Raw genomic sequence first — 19,527 nt, forward strand, 5'->3', positions numbered from 1 at the left:
GGCCCGTGCCCACGGGCCGGCGCCGCTCGTTCCCCCCAGAGCATCCTCACCCCCGACCAGAAAGTACGACGTGGAGCAACGAAGGATCAGAATTGTCGCAGTCGGTGACGAGCTGCTGGCCGGCGAGGGCGACCCGCGGGCCCTCGGCTGGTTCGGTCGGGTCATGGCCCGCACCCCGCACCATGTGGCCCCCGTGGCGGCCTACAACCTGGCCTCACCCGGCGAGGGCAGCGAGTCGCTCAACGAGCGCTGGTTCGAGGAGGCGGCCCGCCGCTTCTCGCCCGGCCACGACAACCGGCTGGTCATCGCGCCCTCCACGCTGGACATCGACCTGTCCATCACGAGCGCCCGCTCCCGGCTGAACATGGCCAACGTCATCGACACCGCGTCCCAGCACAACGTGCGGGTGCTCGTCGTCGGGCCCCCGCCCACGCTGGACGCCGAGCGGAACCGGCGCATCGCGGACCTCTCCGCCGCCTACGCGGACGTCACGACCCGGCGCAACCACGTCTACGTGGACACCTTCAACCCGTTGCAGCACCACGAGCAGTGGCGCAAGGACCTGGCCGCGAACCACGGTCACCCGGGCCAGGCCGGCTACGGGCTGATGGCGTGGCTCGTGCTGCACCGCGGCTGGTACAACTGGCTGGACCTGCCCGAGCCCCAGTGAGCCCGTGCCGCTGCGCGTGTGAGACAATGGCAGGCAGTGCCTCGTCCGGCCGCCGCTGACATCACCCGACGACGCGGGAACGGACGCCGACACCCACGATCCGCCGCGGACGACCGCGGACAGACAGGAGGCTCGCATGAGCAAGCGCGGACGCAAGCGCAAGGACCGCCGCAAGGGCGGCGCCAACCACGGCAAGCGCCCCAACGCCTGAGGTCCTTCCACGGACCCGGCAACGCCGTGACGGAAGGGCCCCGGACCGCAGTGCGGTCCGGGGCCCTTCCGTGTGCCCGGAGCTCCCGGGCGTCGCGCTCAGGCGGCCGGGGGCTCCTGGCGCTGGGCGTGCAGGCGGGCGAGGATCGAGATCCGCAGGTCGGCGGGGGCGGTCTCCGCGCAGGAGCGGCGGACCACGGAGCGGATCACGCACTCCAGGTCGTACTCGCGGGCGCACTCCCGGCACTCGAGGAGGTGGCCGTGGATCTCGTCGAGGTCCTGTACGGGGAGCACCCCGTCGAGGTACTCGTAGATCCGGCGGATCCTCTCGTCCGTGCAGCCTCCGAGGCTCTCGCAGTCGGCCATGTCTACTTGTCCTTTTCCTTCTTCTTGTCGCCGGTCACCTTGGACGTGTCGAAGCCCCGCTCGGCGGCGTAGTCGGCCAGCTTCTCGCGCAGCAGCTTGCGCCCGCGGTGCAGGCGGGACATCACCGTCCCGATCGGCGTGTCCATGATCTCGGAGATCTCCTTGTAGGCGAAGCCCTCCACGTCGGAGAAGTACACCGCCAGGCGGAACTCCTCGGGCAGCTCCTGGAGAGCGCGCTTGACGTCGCTGTCCGGCAGGTGGTCGAGCGCCTCCACCTCCGCCGAGCGCAGGCCCGAGGACGTGTGGGACTCGGCGCGGTGCAGCTGCCAGTCCTCCACGGTGTCGGTGTTCGCCTGCTGCGGCTCGCGCTGGCGCTTGCGGTAGAGGTTGATGTACGTGTTCGTGAGGATCCGGTACAGCCACGCCTTGAGGTTGGTGCCCGGGCGGTACTGGTGGAACGCCGAGAACGCCTTGGTGTAGGCCTCCTGGACGAGGTCCTCCGCGTCGGCGGGATTGCGGGCCATGCGCAGGGCGGCGGCGTAGAGCTGGTCCACGTACTCCATGGCGTCCTGCTCGAAGCGCGCCTTCCGGGCCTCGGGGGTCTCGGTGTCGACGTCGACGGGCGGCTCGGTGCGCGAGGGGAGGGACCCCTGCTGGTTCTGCTCGTTCATCACGGCCCAGTCTACGGTCCCCCGCCGGGCGGCCGCGGCCGGGACGAGGGTGCTGGTGGCGGTGCTGATGGCTGCTCCTCTCCCCGGGTGCGCCGGTGTGCTCGCCGACGACCGGTCGGCCGTCGGCGGGACCGCCCCGTGGGGGCCGGTCGCCGTCCTCCTGCACAACGAAGGACACCGGCGCACCTATTCCCCGCCGCGGCGCGTCCCTCCTCGACCGCGGCCCCGTCCCCGTGGCTAGGATGGGACGAGCGGCGCCGTCCGCCGCACCAGTCACCGTCCGACACAGCCCCGCGGTCACGCCTGCCGCCGAGGAGGAATCCATGAGCATCGTCCGTCGCATCGCCCGCCCGCTGCTGGCCACCGGTTACGTCGCCAACGGGGTCGAGAGCTTCCGCAACTCGTCCCGCGCCGCGCAGCACCTCGCCCCCGCCGCGTCCGCGGCGGCCAAGGCCTTCCCGCAGGCCGCCCCCGCGCTGCAGAACCCCGCGGTGGTCGCCCAGGGGCTCGCCGCCGCCCAGGTCGGCGCCGCCGTGCTCTTCGGCCTCGGCCGGCTGCCCCGCCTCTCGGCCGGGGTGCTGCTGACCACCAGCGCGCTCAACGCCTACGCCGACTACCGCGCCGCCGAGGCGGACACCGCCGAGCAGAAGGCCGACCGCCGCACCACCGCGTTCAAGAACGCCTCCCTGGTCGGCGCCGTCATGCTCGCCGCCGTGGACACCGAGGGCAACCCCTCCCTGCTGTGGCGCGCCGAGCACCTCGCCGGTGACGTCCGCAAGGGCGCCTCCAAGCTCGGCAAGGACACCCAGAAGCAGGTCGCCAAGGCCGAGAAGGCGATCCAGCACTCCAGCAAGCGCAGCTGAGCCGCGGTCCCGCCGTCGTGAACCCGTCGGAGGCCCCCGTGCCCGCACCCCGTCCCGACGCGCCGGAGCCGGCCCGGCAGCACGAGCTGTGGCCGGCTCCGTTCGTGGACGGGAGCCCCGTCGTCGCCGAGCTGACGGTGCCGGGGTCCAAGTCCCTCACCAACCGGTACCTGCTCCTGGCCGCCCTCGCGGACGGCCCGTGCCGGCTGCGCTCCCCCCTGCACTCGCGCGACTCCCGGCTCATGGTCGAGGCCCTGCGCGCGCTGGGGGCCGACGTCGAGGAGGCGGCCGGGGACGGCGACTTCGGCCCCGACCTGCTCGTGCGGCCCGCCGCGTGGGAGTCCACGGAGCCGGTGACCGTCGACTGCGGGCTCGCCGGGACCGTGATGCGCTTCGTCCCGCCCGTCGCGGCCCTCGGCCGCCGCCCGGTCACCTTCGACGGCGACCCGGGGGCGCGGGTCCGCCCGATGGGCCCGGTGGTCGAGGCCCTGCGGGGACTGGGGCTGCGCGTCGAGGACGACGGCCGGGGACGGCTGCCCTTCACCGTGCACGGCACGGGCGGCGTGCGCGGCGGGGAGCTGGAGATCGACGCCACGGGCTCGAGCCAGTTCGTCTCCGCCCTGCTGCTCGCCGGGGCCCGTTTCGACGAGGGCCTGCTGCTGCGCCACCGCGGCGCGGACGGCCGCGGCGTGCCCTCCATGCCGCACGTCGAGATGACCGTGGAGGTGCTGCGCGGACTCGGGGTCGCGGTCGACGACTCGGTGCCGGACCGGTGGCGGGTGGCCCCCGGCCCCGTGCGGGCCTTCGACGTGGGCATCGAGCAGGACCTCTCCAACGCCGGCCCCTTCCTGGCGGCCGCCGTCGTCACCGGCGGGCGGGTGTCCGTGCCGCGCTGGCCGGGACGCACCACCCAGGGCGGGGACCACTGGAAGCACATCCTGCCCGCCTTCGGGGCAGAGGTGCGGCTCGCGGACGGGACCTTCTCCGTCACCGGCCCCCGGGTGGTCACGGGCGTGGACCTGGACCTCTCCGAGGCCGGGGAGCTGGCCCCCACCGTCGCCGCCGTGTGCGCCGTGGCGAGCACACCGTCCCGGCTGCGCGGCATCGCCCACCTGCGCGGCCACGAGACGGACCGGCTCGCGGCGCTCGTGGCCGAGATCAACCGGCTCGGCGGGGACGCCGAGGAGACGCCGGACGGCCTCGTGATCCGCCCGGCCCCCCTGCACGGGGGCACGTTCCACAGCTACGAGGACCACCGCATGGCCACCGCCGGCGCCGTCATCGGCCTCGTGGTCCCCGGCGTCCGCGTGGAGAACATCGGGACGACCGCCAAGACCCTGCCCGAGTTCCCGCAGCTGTGGTCCGAGCTCCTGGGGACGGGCCGTGGCGCGTAGGGACTCCGCCCGGCGCGACTGGGACGAGTCGGACGTCCGGGTCCGCCCCAGCAAGTCCGGCTCCCGGCCCCGCACGAAGGAGCGGCCCGCGCACGAGGACGCGGTCACCGGCCGCATCGTCACGGTGGACCGGGGCCGCTACACTGCGATAATCGACGAGGACACTCCCCAGGAACGGCTGGTCGTGGCGGTGCGCGCCAAGGAGCTGCGCCGCCGGCCCGTGGTCGCCGGGGACCTCGTGGGTCTCGTCGGGGACGTCACCGGCGCCCCGGACACCCTGGCTCGCCTCGTGCGGATCGAGGAGCGCGCCACGGTGCTGCGGCGCAGCGCGGACGACACCGACCCGGTCGAGCGCGTGGTGGTCGCCAACGCCGACCAGCTCGTGATCGTGGTCGCCGCCGCGAATCCGGAGCCGCGCACCGGCTTCATCGACCGCTCCCTCGTGGCGGCCTACGACGCCGGGATCGAGCCGGTCCTGTGCATCACCAAGACCGACCTGCGCGACCCCGCGGAGCTGATCTCCCACTACACCGCCCTCGAGCTGCCCGTGCTCGTCTCCGGCCCGGCCCGCGACGTCCCGGCCGAGGACGACGGGACCACGCTGCCCCTGGACGGCGCGCTCGTCGAGGCCCTGCGCGAACGGCTGGACGGGCACGTCTCGGTGCTGCTCGGCCACTCGGGGGTCGGCAAGTCCACCCTCGTCAACGCCCTCACCGGCGCGCACCGGGCCACCGGCGGGGTGAACGCGGTGACGGGACGGGGCCGGCACACGTCGTCGTCGGCCCTGGCGCTGAAGATCGAGGACGCCTCCTCCGGGTCCTGGATCATCGACACCCCCGGCATCCGCTCCTTCGGTCTCGCCCACGTGGACCACGACCGGATCGTGGAGTCCTTCGACGAGCTCGCCGAGGCGATCGCGGAGTGCCCCAAGGGCTGCCGCCACACGGCGGACTCCCCCGGCTGCGCGCTGGACGACTGGGTGGCGCAGGGGCGGGGCGGGGAGGCGGGCGCGTCCCGGCTGGCGTCGCTGCGCCGGCTGCTCGGCGCCGGGGAGCGCCCCGGCGAGGCCCGGGAGGACAAGGAGCTCGGGGTCCAGTGAGCCCGGCGTCCGCCCGCGCCGTCGGCCCAGGTCCGGCCGGGCGCGGGACCGGTTCGGGGTAGGTTGGTGCAATGCGCAGCCCCAGCAACTACACCGACGATCTCCGCCTCGCCCACATCCTGGCCGACGCCGTGGACCGCCTGACCATGCGCCGGTTCAAGGCCCAGGACCTCACGGTGGAGACCAAGCCTGACCTGACCCCGGTGACGGACGCCGACCGTGAGGCCGAGCAACTCATCCGCACCCAGCTGGGGCGCACGCGCAACCGGGACGCCGTGATCGGCGAGGAGTACGGCGCCACCGGCAGCGGCGCCCGGCAGTGGGTCGTCGACCCGATCGACGGCACCAAGAACTTCGTCCGCGGCGTGCCGGTGTGGGCCACGCTGATCGCCCTCGTCGACGAGGGCAAGCCCGTGGTCGGGGTGGTCTCCGCGCCGGCCCTCGGGCGCCGCTGGTGGGCCGCGTCCGGGACGGGGGCGTTCACCGGCAAGTCCCTGGCCAACGCCCAGCGCATCCACGTCTCCCAGGTGGGGCGGCTCTCCGATGCCTCCCTGTCCTACTCCTCGCTGACCGGGTGGCGGGACCGCGGCGTCCGGGACCGCTTCCTCGAGCTCACCGACGAGGTCTGGCGGACCCGGGCCTACGGCGACTTCTGGTCCTACTGCCTCCTGGCCGAGGGCGCGGTGGACCTCGCGTGCGAGCCGGAGCTCAGCCTGCACGACATGGCCGCGCTCGTGCCCGTGGTCGAGGAGGCCGGCGGCCGCTTCACCTCGCTCGAGGGCGAGCCCGGTCCCTTCGGCGGCAACGCGCTGGCCAGCAACGGCCTGCTCCACGACGAGGTCCTGGAGATCCTGACCCCCGCCCCCTGACCCCGGCACTGCGCGGGCCGTGCCGGTTGCCCGCCGGGCCGTGCCCGACGACGAAGGGGCCCGCACCGGTCGGTGCGGGCCCCTCTCCGTGCTCCGTGGACGTCAGAGGTTCTGGGAGCCGAGTCCGGTCTCGCGCTCGAGGCACTCCTGGAGCGCGGCCTGGTCCGAGGAGAACTGGGAGCAGGCCTCCATCGCGGGACCGATCTCCCCGATCAGGGCACCGAAGATCACGAGGAAGAAGATGCTCGCCAGGATGGCGAGGACACTGAGTACGATGCCGATGATGGGCAGCGCCCTGGACGCCCCCGGGGTGCGGCGGAGCTTGCGCAGCGCCACGATGCCGAGCACCAGGCCCACGATCCCGGGCACGATGCCCAGGACGAACCAGCAGGTCAGCAGCGCCACGATGCCCAGGATCAGGGCCGCGATGCCCAGGCCCGTGCCCGGCGGCTTCGAGCCGCCGCCGTACTGGCCCATGTCGTACTGCCCCTGCTGGCCCGGGTAGCCCTGCTGGCCCATGTCGTACTGCCCCTGCTGGCCCGGGTAGCCCTGCTGGCCCTGCCCGTACTGCCCCGGGTACCCCTGACCCTGCTGGCCCTGGCCGTACTGGTCCGGATAGCCCTGCTGGTTCTGGTAGCCCTGGCCCTGGCCGTACTGGTCCGGATAGCCCTGCTGCCCCTGGCCGTACTGCGGTGACGAGTACTGGTCCCCGCCCGTGCCCTGGCCGTAGCGCGGCGCATCGTAGGACGGCCCGGAGGGCGCTCCCTCGATCCGCTGACCGTACTCCGGCACGCCCTGGCCGCCGTAGCTCGACGACCCGCCGGCACCCGTGCCGCCCTGGTCTGGCGTGTTGTCGTTCTGGCTCATGGCGTTGCCCTTTCAGTCGTCGGCGGTACGCCACCAGCTTGTCACACCGGTCCGCCGCGGCTCTCCATTTCCCGGGCGGTGGACGGGCGGGCGCTCCGGTGGCCCCCCGCAGAACGCCTCGGGGCACGAAAAAACCGGGGAGCGCCTCGCGGCGCTCCCCGGTCGGGGTTCTCGTGGAGATGGGGGGAATTGAACCCCCGTCCGATGCAGCATTGTCAGGGCTTCTCCGGGTGCAGTCTGCGTTGCGTTTTCTCAGTCCCGGCCCTCGTGCAGACACGTGGCCGACGGACTCAGTCGCGTAAGTGTTCTCCAGACGTCCGCGACGTACGGCTGGAGCAGTGGCCTTCTAGCTGATGCCAGGCCCCGGGTCGAAGGCGAACCCGGGCTGACAGTCACCTAAGTAGTCTGGTCAGGCAGCGAGCGTGAGCTCGGCCTGAGCCGGAGACTGGGCGACGTTACCGTTAGAATTGGCAACTATTGTTTTACAGAGGGCGTTTACGAGATAACTCTGCGTTCTCGACCCGCTTCCCCTGTCTCAACTCACATCGTCGAAACCGATCATCCCCGTATTCGTTTTTCAAGCGCCCCGCCGCAGCGGGATATTCCACTCTACCGCGCGGTACGGCCGGTCGCAAGAGCTCGGGTGTCAGCCCATGTTCTTGTAGCGCATGGCCCGCTGGGCCTCCCGGTTGTCCTGCTTCTCCCGCAGGGTCTGGCGCTTGTCGTACTCCCGCTTGCCCTTGGCCACGGCGATCTCCACCTTGACCCGCTTGCCCTCCACGAAGTACAGCGACAGCGGCACGATCGTGAAGCCGGACTCCCGGGTCTTCTGCTCGATCTTGTCCATCTCGGCGCGGTGCAGCAGCAGCTTGCGGCGCCGGCGGGCGGAGTGGTTCGTCCACGACCCCTGGAGGTACTCGGGGATGTGGACGCCCTCGAGCCACAGCTCGCCGTCGGTGAACTGGCAGAACCCGTCCACGAGCGAGGCCCGCCCCATCCGCAGGGACTTCACCTCGGTGCCCATGAGGGCGAGACCGGCCTCGTAGGTGTCGAGGACATGGTAGTCGTGCCGGGCCTTCTTGTTGTTCGCGACGACCTGGCGGCCGGTGTCCTTCTTGGCCATGGGCCTCCTCCCTCGGGAACGGTGCGGACGGAACGCGGCCGCGCACCGGGGCGCACGGCAGGTCCTCCATCCTACGCCACCGCGATCCACCTGCGCGGTGCTGCCGCGCGGTCCGCGGCGGGGCTGCCCGCCCCGGGCCGCCGCGGGGACGTCGCCCCAGGTCGCCGGGCAGGCACCCGGTAGGCTGGGCCAATGCACGATTCCGTCCCTGCCGCGCGACTGCCCGCCGCGGACGTCCTCTACCTCGTCGGGACGAGCGGCCACCCGAACTTCGGCGACGAGTTCATCGCCGCGTCGTGGCTGCGCTTCCTCGCCCGCGCCCGGCCCGATGCCGAGGTCTGGCTCGACTGCCCCCACCCCGGGCTGGCGTCCCACCTGTTCGACGGGCTGCACCCCCGGCTGCGGACCACCGACACCCTGTGGCGGCTCGTCCTCGAGACGACGCAGATGGACCCGGCCGCCGCGGACGCCCACGTGGACCGGGTCGTCACCTCCCTGGGCTCGCCCCGCTACGACCTCGGCCTGCTCGGCGCCCGGCGCGCGAGCTCGGTGCACCTGATCGGGGGCGGTTACCTGAACTCCATCTGGCCGCACCACGCCCGTCTGCTGCGCGCGGCGCGGCGCCTGGGCGAGCTCTCCGGCGCGCGGCTGGCGGCCACCGGCCTGGGCCTGTCCCCCGTCGCGGACGCCGGCGCGCTGCGCGAGGAGCTGGCGGCCTTCGACCACGTCACCGTGCGGGACGCGCCCAGCGCACAACTGGCGCGGGCCGGGCGGGCGCCCGACGACGCCTTCCTCGGGCTGCCCGCCGTGGCGGGTTTTCCCGGCGAGGCGTCCGCTCCTGCGGCGGACGGGGAGGTGTGGGTGTGCCTGCAGAGCGACATGGCGGAGCCGGGCGTCCTCGACGACGCCGTGGCCGCCGTGCGCTCCGCCCTCACGGGCCCGGCGCTGGCCGGCCGGGCCGTGCACTACCTCGAGGCGATCCCCGGCGCGGACCGGGCGGCCTACGAGCGGCTGGCGGACCTGATCCCCGAGCAGAACTTCGTGCCCTTCACCCGGGTGTGGCAGGAGGGGTTCCCCGCCCGGCCCGGTCAGACGTGGCTGACCTCGCGCTTCCACTTCCACCTGCTGGCCGCCGCGTGCGGGGCCGAGGGCACCGCGCTGGAGGTGAGCACGGACTACTACCGGGTCAAGCACCAGTCCCTGCTCGACGCCGGCACCGGCTGGTCCGTCACGCCCACCGGCAGCCGCACGGCGCAGGCGCCCGCCCGTTCGTCGTCGTTCGCGGACACCGCCGCCCAGCTGCACCGCACGAAGCTGCGGGAGGCGCAGGAGCTGTACCCGGTGGCCGACGCGCCGTCACCCGCGCCGACGAACCGGCCCGCCGGGCGCGATCGCTCCTCGCCCACGGGCCGGGGCCTGCCGGGGCGGACGATCGGGAGGCTGCGGAAGCTGCGCTGACCCGCGGGCGGGCCCGCCGCTCAGGCGTCCGCGGGGGCGTGTCGCTGGTCGGCGCGCCAGCGGATCCCGGCGTCGACGAAGCCGTCGATCGCGCCGTCGAAGATCGCGGAGGGGTTGCCCTCCTCGTGGTTGGTCCGCAGGTCCTTGACCATCTGGTACGGGTTGAGGACGTAGGAGCGCATCTGGTCGCCCCAGGACGCCTTGACGTCGCCGGCCAGCTCCTTCTTCTTGGCGCTCTCCTCCTCCTGCCGCTGCAGCAGCAGGCGGGACTGGAGCACGCGCAGCGCGGCCGCGCGGTTCTGGAGCTGGGACTTCTCGTTCTGCATGGACACGACGATGCCCGTGGGGATGTGGGTCATGCGCACCGCGGAGTCGGTGGTGTTCACGGACTGGCCGCCCGGGCCCGAGGAGCGGAAGACGTCGACCTTGATCTCGGCCTCGGGGATCTCGATCGAGTCGTCCTGCTCGATCAGCGGGATGACCTCCACGGCCGCGAACGAGGTCTGGCGCCGGCCCTGGTTGTCGAACGGGGAGATCCGCACGAGCCGGTGCGTGCCGGCCTCCACGGACAGGGTGCCGAACGCGTAGGGCGCCTTGACCTCGAACGTGGCGGACTTCAGGCCGGCCTCCTCCGCGTAGGAGGTGTCCAGGACGGTGGTCGGGTAGCCGTGGCGCTCGGCCCAGCGCAGGTACATGCGCATGAGCATCTCGGCGAAGTCGGCGGCGTCCACGCCGCCGGCGCCGGAGCGGATCGTGACCACGGCCTCGCGCTCGTCGTACTCGCCGGAGAGCAGGGTCTGCACCTCGAGCCGGGAGAGCGCCTTCTTCACCGCCGCGAGCTCCTCGACGGCCAGCTCGAGGGTCTCCGCGTCGTCCTCCTCGGCGGCCAACTGCACCATGACCTCGATGTCGTCGATCCGCCCACCCAGCTTCTCGAGCCGTTCGAGGTCGGACTGCTTGTGGGAGAGCTTGGAGGTGATCTTCTGCGCCGCGGCGGGATCGTCCCAGAGGTCCGGGGCGGTCGCCTGCTGCGAGAGCTCGGCGATGTCGCGCCGGATCGCGTCGACGTCGCTCACGGCCTCGATGGACGCGAACGTGGATCGGAGGGCGGAGATCTCTGCCGGGAAGTCAAGGGAGGCCATGGAAGCCAAGATTATCGCATGGGGGCAAATTCCCCCGGGCCGTGAGCACGCTCCTCTGGCAGGATGGGGCCGAGAGAGAGGAAGCACGATGCGCATCCCCCGCACCCTCGCCCTGATCCTGGCCGGCGGGAAGGGCTCACGTCTCGGCGCCCTGACCGAGAAGAAGGTGAAGCCGGCGCTGCCCGTGGCCGGCACCTACCGGCTCGTCGACATCGCCCTGTCCAACCTCGTGCACTCCCACATCTCCGACGTGTGGGTGGTCCAGCAGTACCTGCCCTTCAGCCTGAACCAGCACCTGGCCAACGGGCGGCCCTGGGACCTCGACCGCACCCACGGCGGCCTGCAGGTGCTGCCCCCGTACGAGGGCACCGAGGACGAGGGCTTCGCCGACGGCAACGCCGACTCGATCTACCGGCAGAAGGACCTGATCCGGGACTTCGCCCCGGACCTCGTCCTGGTGCTCAGCGCCGACCACCTCTACACCCTGAACTTCCTCGACGTGATCGGGACCCACCTGGAGAAGGGCGCCGACCTGACCATGGTCACCACGGTCGTCGACGAGGACGCCTCCCGCTACGGGGTGGTGCAGGCCGACGACGACGGGCGCGTGACCGGCTTCGACTACAAGCCCGAGCAGCCGCGGGGGCACCTGGTCACCGGCGAGATGTTCCTCTACGACGCGCAGCAGCTGCTGGAGGCCCTGGACGTGCTGCACGAGCAGGAGGGACAGCTCGAGGACTACGGCAACGACCTCGTGCCGTGGTTCGTGGCCCACCGCACCGTCGTGGAGCACCGCCTGGACGGGTACTGGATGGACCTGGGCACCGTGCAGTCCTACTGGACGGCGCACCTGCAGGTGCTCGACGGCGACGGCGTGACCCTCGACGACCCCGGCTGGCCGATCCTCTCGGCGCAGCCGCAGCTGGTGCCCGCCCGGATCGACGGCAGCGCCGCGGTGCACCGGTCCATGGTCGCGGCGGGCTCGACGGTGCGCGGCACCGTGGAGCACTCCGTGCTCGGTCCGCGGGTGGTGGTCGAGGAGGGCGCCGTGGTGCGCCACTCGGTGCTGCTGGACGGCGTGCGGGTGGCCGCCGGGGCGACCCTGGAGAACGTCGTGGCCGACATGGGGGCCGAGATCCCCGCCGGCCAGTACGGCGGGCCCGGGGCGGTCACCCTGATCGACGAGACCGGCGCCGTGTCCGCCACGGAGGAGTTCGACCGGTCCGCGAGACTGCCGGGCGGGTTCTGAACCCGCCCGGCGAGCCCGGGCCGGGCCGCTAGTGGGCCGGGCGGTAGGGCTGCGGTTCGGGCAGGCCGGCGCGGGCGCGCACCCGACGGCCCAGTCGCTCGATGGAGGTCAGCGCCGCGGCGACGTCGTCGGCCCGCACGGTGAAGGGCATGCTGTGGATGGTCTCGCTCTCCAGGGTCGCGGCCCGTGCCACCGCCTGGATCTCCTCGGTGTCCTCCGGGCGCAGCCCGATCTCCGTGAGGGTGGTCGGCAGCCCGACCCGGGTGGTGAACTCGACGAAGTCCGCGATCTCCGAGGTGGGAGCGCCCTCCAGCACCAGCTGGGTGATCGAGCCGATGTTGACCTTCTGCCCGTGGGCCAGGCCGTGGGTCTGCGGTGCCGCGGTCAGCCCGTTGTGGACGGCGTGGGCCGCCGCCAGTCCACCCGACTCGAAGCCGAGGCCGGACAGCAGCGTGTTGGCCTCGATGACCTTCTCCAGCGCCGGGGTCACGATGTGGTCCCGGGCCGCGTCCATCGCGACGAGGGCGTTCTCCCACAGCACGTCCCAGCTCAGCCGGGCCAGTGCGGTGCCCGTGAGGGTGGGCGTCCCCCCGGCCATGGTCAGGGACCCCGACGCCGAGGTGGCCCGGGCCTCCAGCCAGGTGGCCAGGGCGTCGCCGACGCCGGCCGCCAGGAACGTCGCCGGCGCATTGGCCACCAGCTGGGAGTCGACGAGGACGAGGTCGGGGTTGCGCGGGAAGAACCGGTACTCCTCGAAGACGCACTCGTCGGTGTAGACGACCGCCAGCGCCGAGGTCGGCGCGTCGGTGGAGGCGACGGTGGGGACGCTGACCCACCGGATCCCGGCGAGGAACCCCGAGGCCTTGACCGCGTCGATGGTGCTGCCGCCCCCACGGCCACGGCCACGTCGGCCCCCGCCTCGCGGATCACCGCGGTGAGCCGGTCGATCTCCCCGGCCGAGGGGATGCCGTGGAACGTCTCGCGCGTGGTCGTCATGCCGGCCCGCGCCAGGGACGCCTCCACGTCGTGACCCACGAACCCCCAGACGACGTCGTCGGCGACGACGAGGGGCGTCCGCCCGACGGCGGCGACAGCAGTGGTCACCGCCCGAGCTGCGCCCGGGCCTCGCTGGTGACCGTGATCGGAACGCCGTCGGGCACCAGCAGGTTGACCACCGGCGGGTGCACGACGGCGGTCAGCGTCACCTCCGCCGTCCGCCCGTCCGGGCTGCCGGTCGGTGCGGCCAGCGACAGCCCCGGGGTGCCGGCCCAGGCGCTGACGGTGTCGAGGTAGCTCGCCGCGGCGCCGGCCACGGCGTCGTCGTCCAGGACGGTGCTGGGCGGGGCGCCCGGCGCTCCGGGGCGCAGCTCCACGAACGTGTCCGCCGCGGCGAGCGCGGCGTTGTCGGCCAGCACCTGCAGCTTCCGCTCCCCCACGTAGACGGCCGTGACGCCCATGACGACCACCGTCAGCAGCAGGGACACCACGGCGAAGCCGATCACCAGGATCGTGACCTGCCCGTCGTCCGGGCTGCCGTCCCGGCTCACGTCGGTGCCCTCCGCCGGGCCCTTGCTCCGCCGGCTCATCCGTACCGCCCCAGCACGACCGTGGCCGAGGAGGTGAGCACCGCGACCTCCAGGTCCGTGAAGCCCGGCACCAGCGGCAGCGGGACCTCCAGCGTGCCGTGCACCGTGGCCACCGCACCGGGGGTGGCGCAGCCCCCGTCCGAGCACTCCAGCCGGACGGCCAGCTGCCCTGGGGCGAAGCCCTGGTCCGCGGCCGCCAGCTCCGCCGCCGCGGACAGGTCGTGCTCGGAGAGCTCGCCGGGCTCGGCCCGGGCCAGCACCTGCGACGCCTGCTGCACGGCGGCCACGACCGCGAACGCCCCGGCCTGGACCTGCGCCACCGTGAGCACGAAGTAGACGACCGGGACCAGCAGCAGCGTCCCGAGGGCCACGAACTCCACCACCGCGCTGCCCTGGTCCCCGGCCGGGTCCTGCCCGGGCCCGGCCGGCGGCTCAGTCGCCCAGGACGGCATGGCCGCGCACCTCCAGGGACCCGGGCGGGCCGAACAGCGCCACCACCGGCAGCGGGGAGACGACCCGGACCTCCAGGGTCCGCACCTGTCCGACGGTCACGGGCGACGCGGCGACGTCCCCGGCGTAGCGGGGCCCGAGGGCGTCGGTGACGATCTGGCGGGTGCGCTCCACCCCGTCCTCGGCCGAGCGGTCGGCCAGGGTGCCGTACCGAGCCCCGGCCGCCGCGGCGTCGACGAGGGTGTTGCGCACGTGCAGGGCGAGCGCCAGCTGCAGGGTGCCGGCGAAGATCATCGCCACCAGGCCGGCCACCATCACGTACTCCACCACGGCGTGGCCCCGGTCCGCGGCCGGGCAGGCGCGGGCTCCCCGGTGCAGGCGGCGGGTCCGGAACCGCCGGAGCCCGCGCGGGACGCGCATGCTCAGTTCTGGCTCACCCGGGCCATGGCGTCCTGGAAGAGCCCCTCCAGGGCGGGCTGTGCCACGAGCAGCAGACCGGCCACGAGCACCGCGGACATCAGCGTCAGCATCACCCAGCCGGGCACGTCGCCGCGGTCGGGGTCGTCCGCGGACAGCCGGCCGCGGAGGCCGGAGAGGGCCAGGGCCAGCAGGCCGAGCAGCGCGGTGAGCCGAGGGAGGGGTTTCGTGGTGGATTTCACGGGAGGTGTCCTTTCGTGGTGGCGCGGCCCGGGTGCCGGGCGCGGGTGGGGTCTCAGAAGCCGAGCTCCAGCACGGCGAGCCCGGGGTAGACCGCGAACACGACGGTCAGCGGCAGCACGAAGAACACCAGGGGGGACAATAACGAGATAGAATCTCCTTATGAAGGCCGCCATCTATGCTCGAATCAGCCAAGACGCCAATGCCGACCACCTCGGCGTGGATCGCCAGCTCACCGACTGCCGAGCAGCAGCACGCCAGCACGGGTGGGAAGTAGTTCATGAGTACGTGGACAACGATGTGTCGGCTACACGCAGAAAAAGTCGCCCTCAATACACCCGGATGCTCGCGAGCATTGAAGCTCGGGCAATCGACGCACTGATCGTTTGGGACGTGGATCGACTCACTCGTACCCCACGGGAGCTGGAAGACATAATCGACCTTGCCAACGCTTACGGGTTGGAGCTTCTTTCCATCGGCGGAGATATAGATTTGGCCACACCTCAGGGGAAGCTCACTGCCCGCGTCAAAGGAAGCGTTGCTCGCCATGAGACTGACCAACAATCCCGCCGCATTAAGCGAAAGATCCAAGAGAAAGCTGAGAAGGGCGAGCCGCATGGCATGGTGCCCTACGGCTTTCAAAGGACTTACCAACAGGATGAATCTGGGTCGCGTCGACATGGCAGAGACATCCCCAAGCCGGCAGAGGCGGACATCATCAGGGAAATCACTCGCCGAATCCTGGCTGGACAGTCGCTACGATCTACCGTTCAGCTTCTCAACGAGAGGGGAAACCCGTCGCCCCGAGGTGGCCGGTGGTCCTCCGCCACTTTGAGGCAAGTACTTCTCCGAGGTACAAATGCCGGTCTTCGGACTCATCGTGGCGAAGTGGTGGGCAAATCGACTACAGAGCCGATTCTTAGCGAGGATGACTATTACAGGCTCGTCTCGGTGCTAAAGGATCCCACTCGTCGAGCGCAGCTTGGTACCACTCCTCGACACCTCCTTACGGGAATCGCCGAGTGCGGTCTGTGCGGTGGGAAGATGCGCCGCCTTAAAGGCGTGGAGAGGGCTGGGAAGAAGGGTCCTGAGGCCTATGGGTGCCGCGATTGCTTCAAGATCCGCCGAAGCATGGCTCTCGTCGATGCGTATGTGGAAGGCGTCGTGATTGCGTTGCTAACTCGTCCCGACGCACTTGCAGCGCTCGCGGTGGGCAATCCCGACCGCGCACGGGAAGCTCAGACTCGAGCCGAGGCAATCAATGCACGGTTGCTCAATGCTGCGGACCAGTTCGCGGAAGGGGTAATCAGCGCTGAACAAATGGCGCGAATCTCCGCGAAGTTGCGGCCTCAACTAGATGAAGCTCGCGAGTCACTTGCATGCTTCGCACCAGTGACCTCGGTGGCGCAGATGGCAGGTCCGGACGCGGCAAGTAGGTGGGCAGCAGCTTCTTTGCCCATGAAACGTGAACTCATCGACGCCCTCATGACCGTCACCATTCTCCCTGCCGGGCCGGGGCGAGGTGCCGACCCCCGCCTGATTCGAGCCGTTCCGAAGACCGTATAGAGCTATGCCCGCAACAAATGCGCATGACGCATGACGCCCACTACAGAGTCGCTTTTCATGCGACTCATGCCGCGTGGGTCCTCACCTCCCTCGCCCATGATGACCGCCACTCCGACGAAGGATCTAACGATGAACACGCGTAGCTGGAGCGATAGCGATCTGGAGAATGCGAATAACTTCCCCGAGCAGCATGAGCTAGTAGAGGAGGGCACGGGGAAGGTCCTCGATAGACACGATCCTCGGGGCGGCGTCGTGCGGCTGAAAAAAGACGTGCATGACATGCTCTCTGGCCCTCGCGTGCGGCTAACGTGTGCCATTCCAGGGCACGGTTTCATCACAGAGTTCGTTCGACGACCGGGAGTTCTCGTTCGCAGCAACAGTGATCCCGTTGAACTTATGACGGGCCATGCCGGGCACACCTGGGAATCCTGGGACGTTCATCCTGTCATGCAGAGAGGTCCCGCGAGTGAGAATCGAGACGACAGCGTTGATTACTGGGACCGAGAGCACGAGCACTTCACCATCGATATCGCGTGCCCCTACTGCCATCCTCAACCCGCTCGCGGCCGCCGACGAGGACGAAATTTCGGCATGCAAGCTCCGAAGTTCTCGGAAGTGCTGGACTTGGTGTGGTTTGCCCAGCCCCGACGCGATGGCGAAGTCCTGTCCTTGAGCGTGCAGGTACTGGAGCAGGTTGCCACCCGGCACTTTCAGTCAGCTGACGAATAGCGAACGCATGTCGTAGACTGTGGCTAGAGGGAGTGATCCCTCGTCCGTCTGGAGCCTGCGATCGGAGGCCCACGGCTTCATTAGCCGTGCCCTCCCTCACGCAGGCTCTTTCTCTTGCCCAAGTACACCTCTCCCAGCGCCCAGTCGCTGCATAGGGAAACCCGCTCTCACTCTGGACGAGCTTCACGGCTCGCTCAGATTTACGGGGAAAACTCACCACGAGTACAGGATGAACGCCGAAGCGCCGCCGCATCTCGTCTAGCAGCACATGTAGCGGAGACGGTAGCCAACTGGCCGGACCTCACTCCGGATCAACTAAACCGCATCTCCATGCTGCTCACCTCCCCGCAACAGGAGGTGGATGCTTCGTGACGTCTTCGAGACGAAACCCCCACGCGGACAACGTGGGGGCTTCAGAAAGCTCTCCGGCGGGGATCGCTCGTTACCATTCTACCGACTTGGCTCTTTGCTGCTACGAAACTCAGCACAAAGTTGAGCGCGCAACCGGGGCAGTCCTATGAGCGGCGAGCGCACAAGTACCGGTGCCCCCATGGAGGCCGACGAGTGGATCAGATGGGCGTTGTCCGCGGATCTTCCTAGCAGCAAGTCAATTGGCCAGCATGCCGTGGGACGAGTACTCATCTGCTTGGCCTCCTACGCAAATAGGGATGGAACTGCATGGCCTTCCGCGCAAACCATGGCGGACGCCATCTCCGGATTGACGCGTAGGGATGTACGGAATGCCCTGGACCTGCTGGCAGAAGCGCAGCTGATTCTCGACGTCGGACGCAAGAACCGCTCAATCCGTTGGCGGTTATGCCCTAACGGCACGAGTGAACATGCCACCGCTTCGGAGAACTTCAACTCGGCGGGCCAAGTGGCGGGCCAAGTGGCGGGCCAAGTGGCGGGCCAAGTGGCGGGCCAAGTGGCGGGATATCCCGCCATGAGTAGAGATGAGGTGAGTTCATCCCCCTCGGTCCGCCAAGTTCCCTTCTCCCCCACCCCTCGAAGTGCCGGACGAAGGGGATCGAAGAATGAACCGGCCAACACAGCGACTGTGCCTGAACAACTGGTCGCTCGGCTCAGTCATTACGGCATCCCGCCAGAGATGCACGAAGCAGTCTTGGCGAAGGCACGAGTTGATCCTGAAACTGAGTTCCCCGAAGGTCGACTACGTTCGTCCCCCGACTTCGCTAGGAGGTGCTTCTCCCAAGTAAAGGCCGACCGCTCCGCTTCCCTCGACGCCTCCCCTCGCTGTGAGGACCATGAGGACAGTTCGGCCTCCAACTGCTCCAGTTGCCGCGCCGACGTCTTAGTCGGTGATCGACCTAAGCACTACATCGGCAAACGTCTCCCAGCAAGCTGGCAAGCACGCGCGTGACTGTTCCGCGCCGCGAGGCTTAACGCGACATGCCGGCGGCTATACCGAAGAAGATAGGACGGCGGCCAATGCCGTTGGAAAGGATGGCGTTTATGAAGGGGAAGATGGCAGAGGAGGCACTTGCGGATGTGCTTGCTCAGATTGATACGGGCTTGCTAGGAGCGACGGCGGCGGAGCGTGCTTACATTGCAGGCTCTCTCTACACCCTTCGGCAATTGGATGACGAAGCCAACTGACAGTACATACACAAAGGGGTCCATTTGTGTATATAGTAGGGTCATGGCCAGATTTCGCCCCTCCCATACCCGCTCCGTCTGCATCGCGTACTGCCGCGTCTCGACCGAGGACCAGGCCGAGCGCGGGGCATCTCTCGACGCACAACGTTCCACGCTCATCGAGGAAGCAGACCGGCGGGACTGGGAGGTGCGAGTCGTCACCGACGAGAAATCGGCCAAGGACCTCAACCGACCCGGCTTGCAGTCCGCGCTCGCCGACCTGGACGAGGGCCGCGCCGACCACCTCATGGCTGTTCGGCTCGACCGCGTCTCGCGATCCGTGGCTGACTTCGCAGGAATGCTGGACCGAGCCAACCGCAAGGGTTGGGGATTGGTAATGCTCTCCCCCAACATCGACACATCAGATCCTGCTGGTCGGTTCACCTCCAACGTGCTGGCATCTGCCGCCCAGTACGAACGCGAGTTGATCGGAGTCCGCACCCGGGAAGGTATGGCTCAGCGCAAAGCCGAGGGGGTCCGCATGGGCCGCCCTCGGGTGATGGACGAGGGCAAGCGCCAGTACATTCGAGACCTCCGGGCGTCTGGATTGTCGATGCAGCACATCGCCGACCGACTCAACGCCGAAGGGGTACCGACCGCCCGAGGCGGCAAGCGGTGGTACGCCTCCACGGTCAACCGCGTGCTGACCTCAAACTGAACCTCCGAAGCCCGTTCACAGAGGTGAAACATGGAGTTGCCCAATGGTGTCCCGAACCCCGCAGAGACCAACGCGGCAGGACCACACTGGCGACCGACGGCAGCGCAGCGTGCCACAAGCCGTGGCGGTGGTCGCGCATGACGGCCTGAAGGTGCGCGTAGCCAAGCACCCGGCGGTCGAAATCAGGGAACGAAATCGGCTCAGTGTCGGCGCTTTCCAGCGGATCGCGGGATCGTAGGTCTCG

23 protein-coding genes, 1 other RNA gene and 1 pseudogene are annotated in these 19,527 nt (G+C 70.1%); 13 read left to right on the forward strand and 12 right to left on the reverse strand.

Annotated elements, in window-relative coordinates; genetic code table 11:
• The first annotated feature begins 70 nt into the window (after nt 1-70).
• Nucleotides 71-670 carry a GDSL-type esterase/lipase family protein gene (locus RE027_RS01490; RefSeq protein WP_368806459.1) on the forward strand — a complete coding sequence of 200 codons (600 nt, stop codon included), beginning with the start codon at nt 71-73 and terminating at the stop codon, nt 668-670.
• A gap of 136 nt (nt 671-806) precedes the next feature.
• Nucleotides 807-881, forward strand: a complete 75-nt coding sequence (locus tag RE027_RS18275; protein ID WP_095343185.1) for a 50S ribosomal protein bL37 — start codon at nt 807-809, stop codon at nt 879-881.
• Between the two features lie 98 nt (nt 882-979).
• Here the strand turns inward: RE027_RS18275 and rsrA are convergent, their stop codons facing one another.
• Complete coding sequence (gene rsrA / locus RE027_RS01495) at nt 980-1,246, reverse strand: mycothiol system anti-sigma-R factor (protein WP_368806460.1); 267 nt, start codon at nt 1,244-1,246, stop codon at nt 980-982.
• Nucleotides 1,247-1,248: 2 nt separating this feature from the next.
• Nucleotides 1,249-1,917 carry a sigma-70 family RNA polymerase sigma factor gene (locus RE027_RS01500; RefSeq protein WP_368806461.1) on the reverse strand — a complete coding sequence of 223 codons (669 nt, stop codon included), beginning with the start codon at nt 1,915-1,917 and terminating at the stop codon, nt 1,249-1,251.
• Between the two features lie 323 nt (nt 1,918-2,240).
• On the opposite strand from RE027_RS01500, the gene RE027_RS01505 reads away from it, so the two are divergent.
• From RE027_RS01505 to hisN, 4 genes are all read left to right on the forward strand, one after another.
• On the forward strand, nt 2,241-2,780 hold the full coding sequence (locus RE027_RS01505; protein ID WP_368806462.1) for a DoxX family membrane protein: 540 nt from the start codon (nt 2,241-2,243) through the stop codon (nt 2,778-2,780).
• Between the two features lie 38 nt (nt 2,781-2,818).
• Nucleotides 2,819-4,174: a 3-phosphoshikimate 1-carboxyvinyltransferase gene (aroA, locus tag RE027_RS01510; protein WP_368806463.1), complete on the forward strand. Its 1,356-nt coding sequence runs from the start codon at nt 2,819-2,821 to the stop codon at nt 4,172-4,174.
• Nucleotides 4,164-5,273, forward strand: coding sequence for a ribosome small subunit-dependent GTPase A (gene rsgA, locus RE027_RS01515; RefSeq protein WP_368806464.1), 1,110 nt, complete (start codon nt 4,164-4,166; stop codon nt 5,271-5,273). The genes aroA and rsgA overlap by 11 nt, the downstream gene beginning before the upstream one ends.
• Nucleotides 5,274-5,344: 71 nt before the next feature.
• Nucleotides 5,345-6,142, forward strand: coding sequence for a histidinol-phosphatase (gene hisN / locus RE027_RS01520; protein ID WP_368806465.1), 798 nt, complete (start codon nt 5,345-5,347; stop codon nt 6,140-6,142).
• A 102-nt stretch (nt 6,143-6,244) separates the two neighbouring features.
• On the opposite strand, the gene RE027_RS01525 is transcribed toward hisN, so the two are convergent.
• The 3 genes from RE027_RS01525 to smpB form a co-directional block, all read right to left on the reverse strand.
• Nucleotides 6,245-7,009, reverse strand: a complete 765-nt coding sequence (locus RE027_RS01525; protein ID WP_368806466.1) for a DUF4190 domain-containing protein — start codon at nt 7,007-7,009, stop codon at nt 6,245-6,247.
• A gap of 171 nt (nt 7,010-7,180) precedes the next feature.
• Nucleotides 7,181-7,575, reverse strand: a transfer-messenger RNA (tmRNA) gene (ssrA, locus tag RE027_RS01530).
• A gap of 80 nt (nt 7,576-7,655) precedes the next feature.
• On the reverse strand, nt 7,656-8,132 hold the full coding sequence (gene smpB / locus RE027_RS01535; RefSeq protein ID WP_368806467.1) for an SsrA-binding protein SmpB: 477 nt from the start codon (nt 8,130-8,132) through the stop codon (nt 7,656-7,658).
• A gap of 192 nt (nt 8,133-8,324) precedes the next feature.
• Here smpB and RE027_RS01540 point away from each other — a divergent pair, with 192 nt between their 5' ends.
• Nucleotides 8,325-9,590 carry a polysaccharide pyruvyl transferase family protein gene (locus RE027_RS01540; protein ID WP_368806468.1) on the forward strand — a complete coding sequence of 422 codons (1,266 nt, stop codon included), beginning with the start codon at nt 8,325-8,327 and terminating at the stop codon, nt 9,588-9,590.
• A gap of 20 nt (nt 9,591-9,610) precedes the next feature.
• On the opposite strand, the gene prfB is transcribed toward RE027_RS01540, so the two are convergent.
• Nucleotides 9,611-10,732: a peptide chain release factor 2 gene (prfB, locus tag RE027_RS01545; RefSeq protein ID WP_368806469.1), complete on the reverse strand. Its 1,122-nt coding sequence runs from the start codon at nt 10,730-10,732 to the stop codon at nt 9,611-9,613.
• An 88-nt stretch (nt 10,733-10,820) separates the two neighbouring features.
• On the opposite strand from prfB, the gene RE027_RS01550 reads away from it, so the two are divergent.
• Nucleotides 10,821-11,981 (forward strand): glucose-1-phosphate adenylyltransferase family protein, encoded by a 1,161-nt coding sequence (locus tag RE027_RS01550; protein ID WP_368806470.1) that lies wholly within the window; start codon nt 10,821-10,823, stop codon nt 11,979-11,981.
• Nucleotides 11,982-12,009: 28 nt separating this feature from the next.
• On the opposite strand, the gene RE027_RS01555 is transcribed toward RE027_RS01550, so the two are convergent.
• The 6 genes and pseudogenes from RE027_RS01555 to RE027_RS18280 all read right to left on the reverse strand — a co-directional run.
• The gene (locus tag RE027_RS01555) at nt 12,010-12,858 is read right to left on the reverse strand and encodes a glycerol dehydrogenase (protein ID WP_438612404.1); all 849 of its coding nucleotides are present in this window, start codon (nt 12,856-12,858) and stop codon (nt 12,010-12,012) included.
• A 223-nt stretch (nt 12,859-13,081) separates the two neighbouring features.
• Nucleotides 13,082-13,567, reverse strand: coding sequence for a pilus assembly protein TadG-related protein (locus RE027_RS01560; protein WP_368806471.1), 486 nt, complete (start codon nt 13,565-13,567; stop codon nt 13,082-13,084).
• A complete protein-coding gene (locus RE027_RS01565; RefSeq protein ID WP_368806472.1) occupies nt 13,564-14,019 on the reverse strand; it encodes a hypothetical protein in 456 nt (151 codons plus the stop codon). The genes RE027_RS01560 and RE027_RS01565 overlap by 4 nt, the downstream gene beginning before the upstream one ends.
• Nucleotides 14,000-14,437, reverse strand: coding sequence for a TadE family protein (locus RE027_RS01570; RefSeq protein WP_368806473.1), 438 nt, complete (start codon nt 14,435-14,437; stop codon nt 14,000-14,002). The genes RE027_RS01565 and RE027_RS01570 overlap by 20 nt, the downstream gene beginning before the upstream one ends.
• 2 nt (nt 14,438-14,439) lie before the next feature.
• On the reverse strand, nt 14,440-14,676 hold the full coding sequence (locus tag RE027_RS01575; RefSeq protein ID WP_387919163.1) for a hypothetical protein: 237 nt from the start codon (nt 14,674-14,676) through the stop codon (nt 14,440-14,442).
• Nucleotides 14,677-14,729: 53 nt separating this feature from the next.
• Nucleotides 14,730-14,825, reverse strand: a pseudogene (locus RE027_RS18280) (type II secretion system F family protein); the annotation flags it as partial.
• 11 nt (nt 14,826-14,836) lie between these two features.
• Between RE027_RS18280 and RE027_RS01580 the strand changes: the two are divergent.
• The 5 genes from RE027_RS01580 (at nt 14,837) to RE027_RS01600 (ending at nt 19,283) form a co-directional block, all read left to right on the forward strand.
• Complete coding sequence (locus RE027_RS01580) at nt 14,837-16,240, forward strand: recombinase family protein (protein WP_368806474.1); 1,404 nt, start codon at nt 14,837-14,839, stop codon at nt 16,238-16,240.
• Between the two features lie 129 nt (nt 16,241-16,369).
• Nucleotides 16,370-16,969, forward strand: a complete 600-nt coding sequence (locus tag RE027_RS01585; protein ID WP_368806475.1) for a hypothetical protein — start codon at nt 16,370-16,372, stop codon at nt 16,967-16,969.
• A gap of 550 nt (nt 16,970-17,519) precedes the next feature.
• A complete protein-coding gene (locus RE027_RS01590; RefSeq protein WP_368806476.1) occupies nt 17,520-18,350 on the forward strand; it encodes a helix-turn-helix domain-containing protein in 831 nt (276 codons plus the stop codon).
• A gap of 92 nt (nt 18,351-18,442) precedes the next feature.
• A complete protein-coding gene (locus tag RE027_RS01595) occupies nt 18,443-18,586 on the forward strand; it encodes a hypothetical protein (protein WP_368806477.1) in 144 nt (47 codons plus the stop codon).
• A gap of 43 nt (nt 18,587-18,629) precedes the next feature.
• The gene (locus RE027_RS01600) at nt 18,630-19,283 is read left to right on the forward strand and encodes a recombinase family protein (protein ID WP_368806478.1); all 654 of its coding nucleotides are present in this window, start codon (nt 18,630-18,632) and stop codon (nt 19,281-19,283) included.
• The last annotated feature ends 244 nt before the right edge of the window (nt 19,284-19,527 follow it).

This window comes from Kocuria sabuli (assembly GCF_040981185.1).
Taxonomy (GTDB): domain Bacteria; phylum Actinomycetota; class Actinomycetes; order Actinomycetales; family Micrococcaceae; genus Kocuria; species Kocuria sabuli.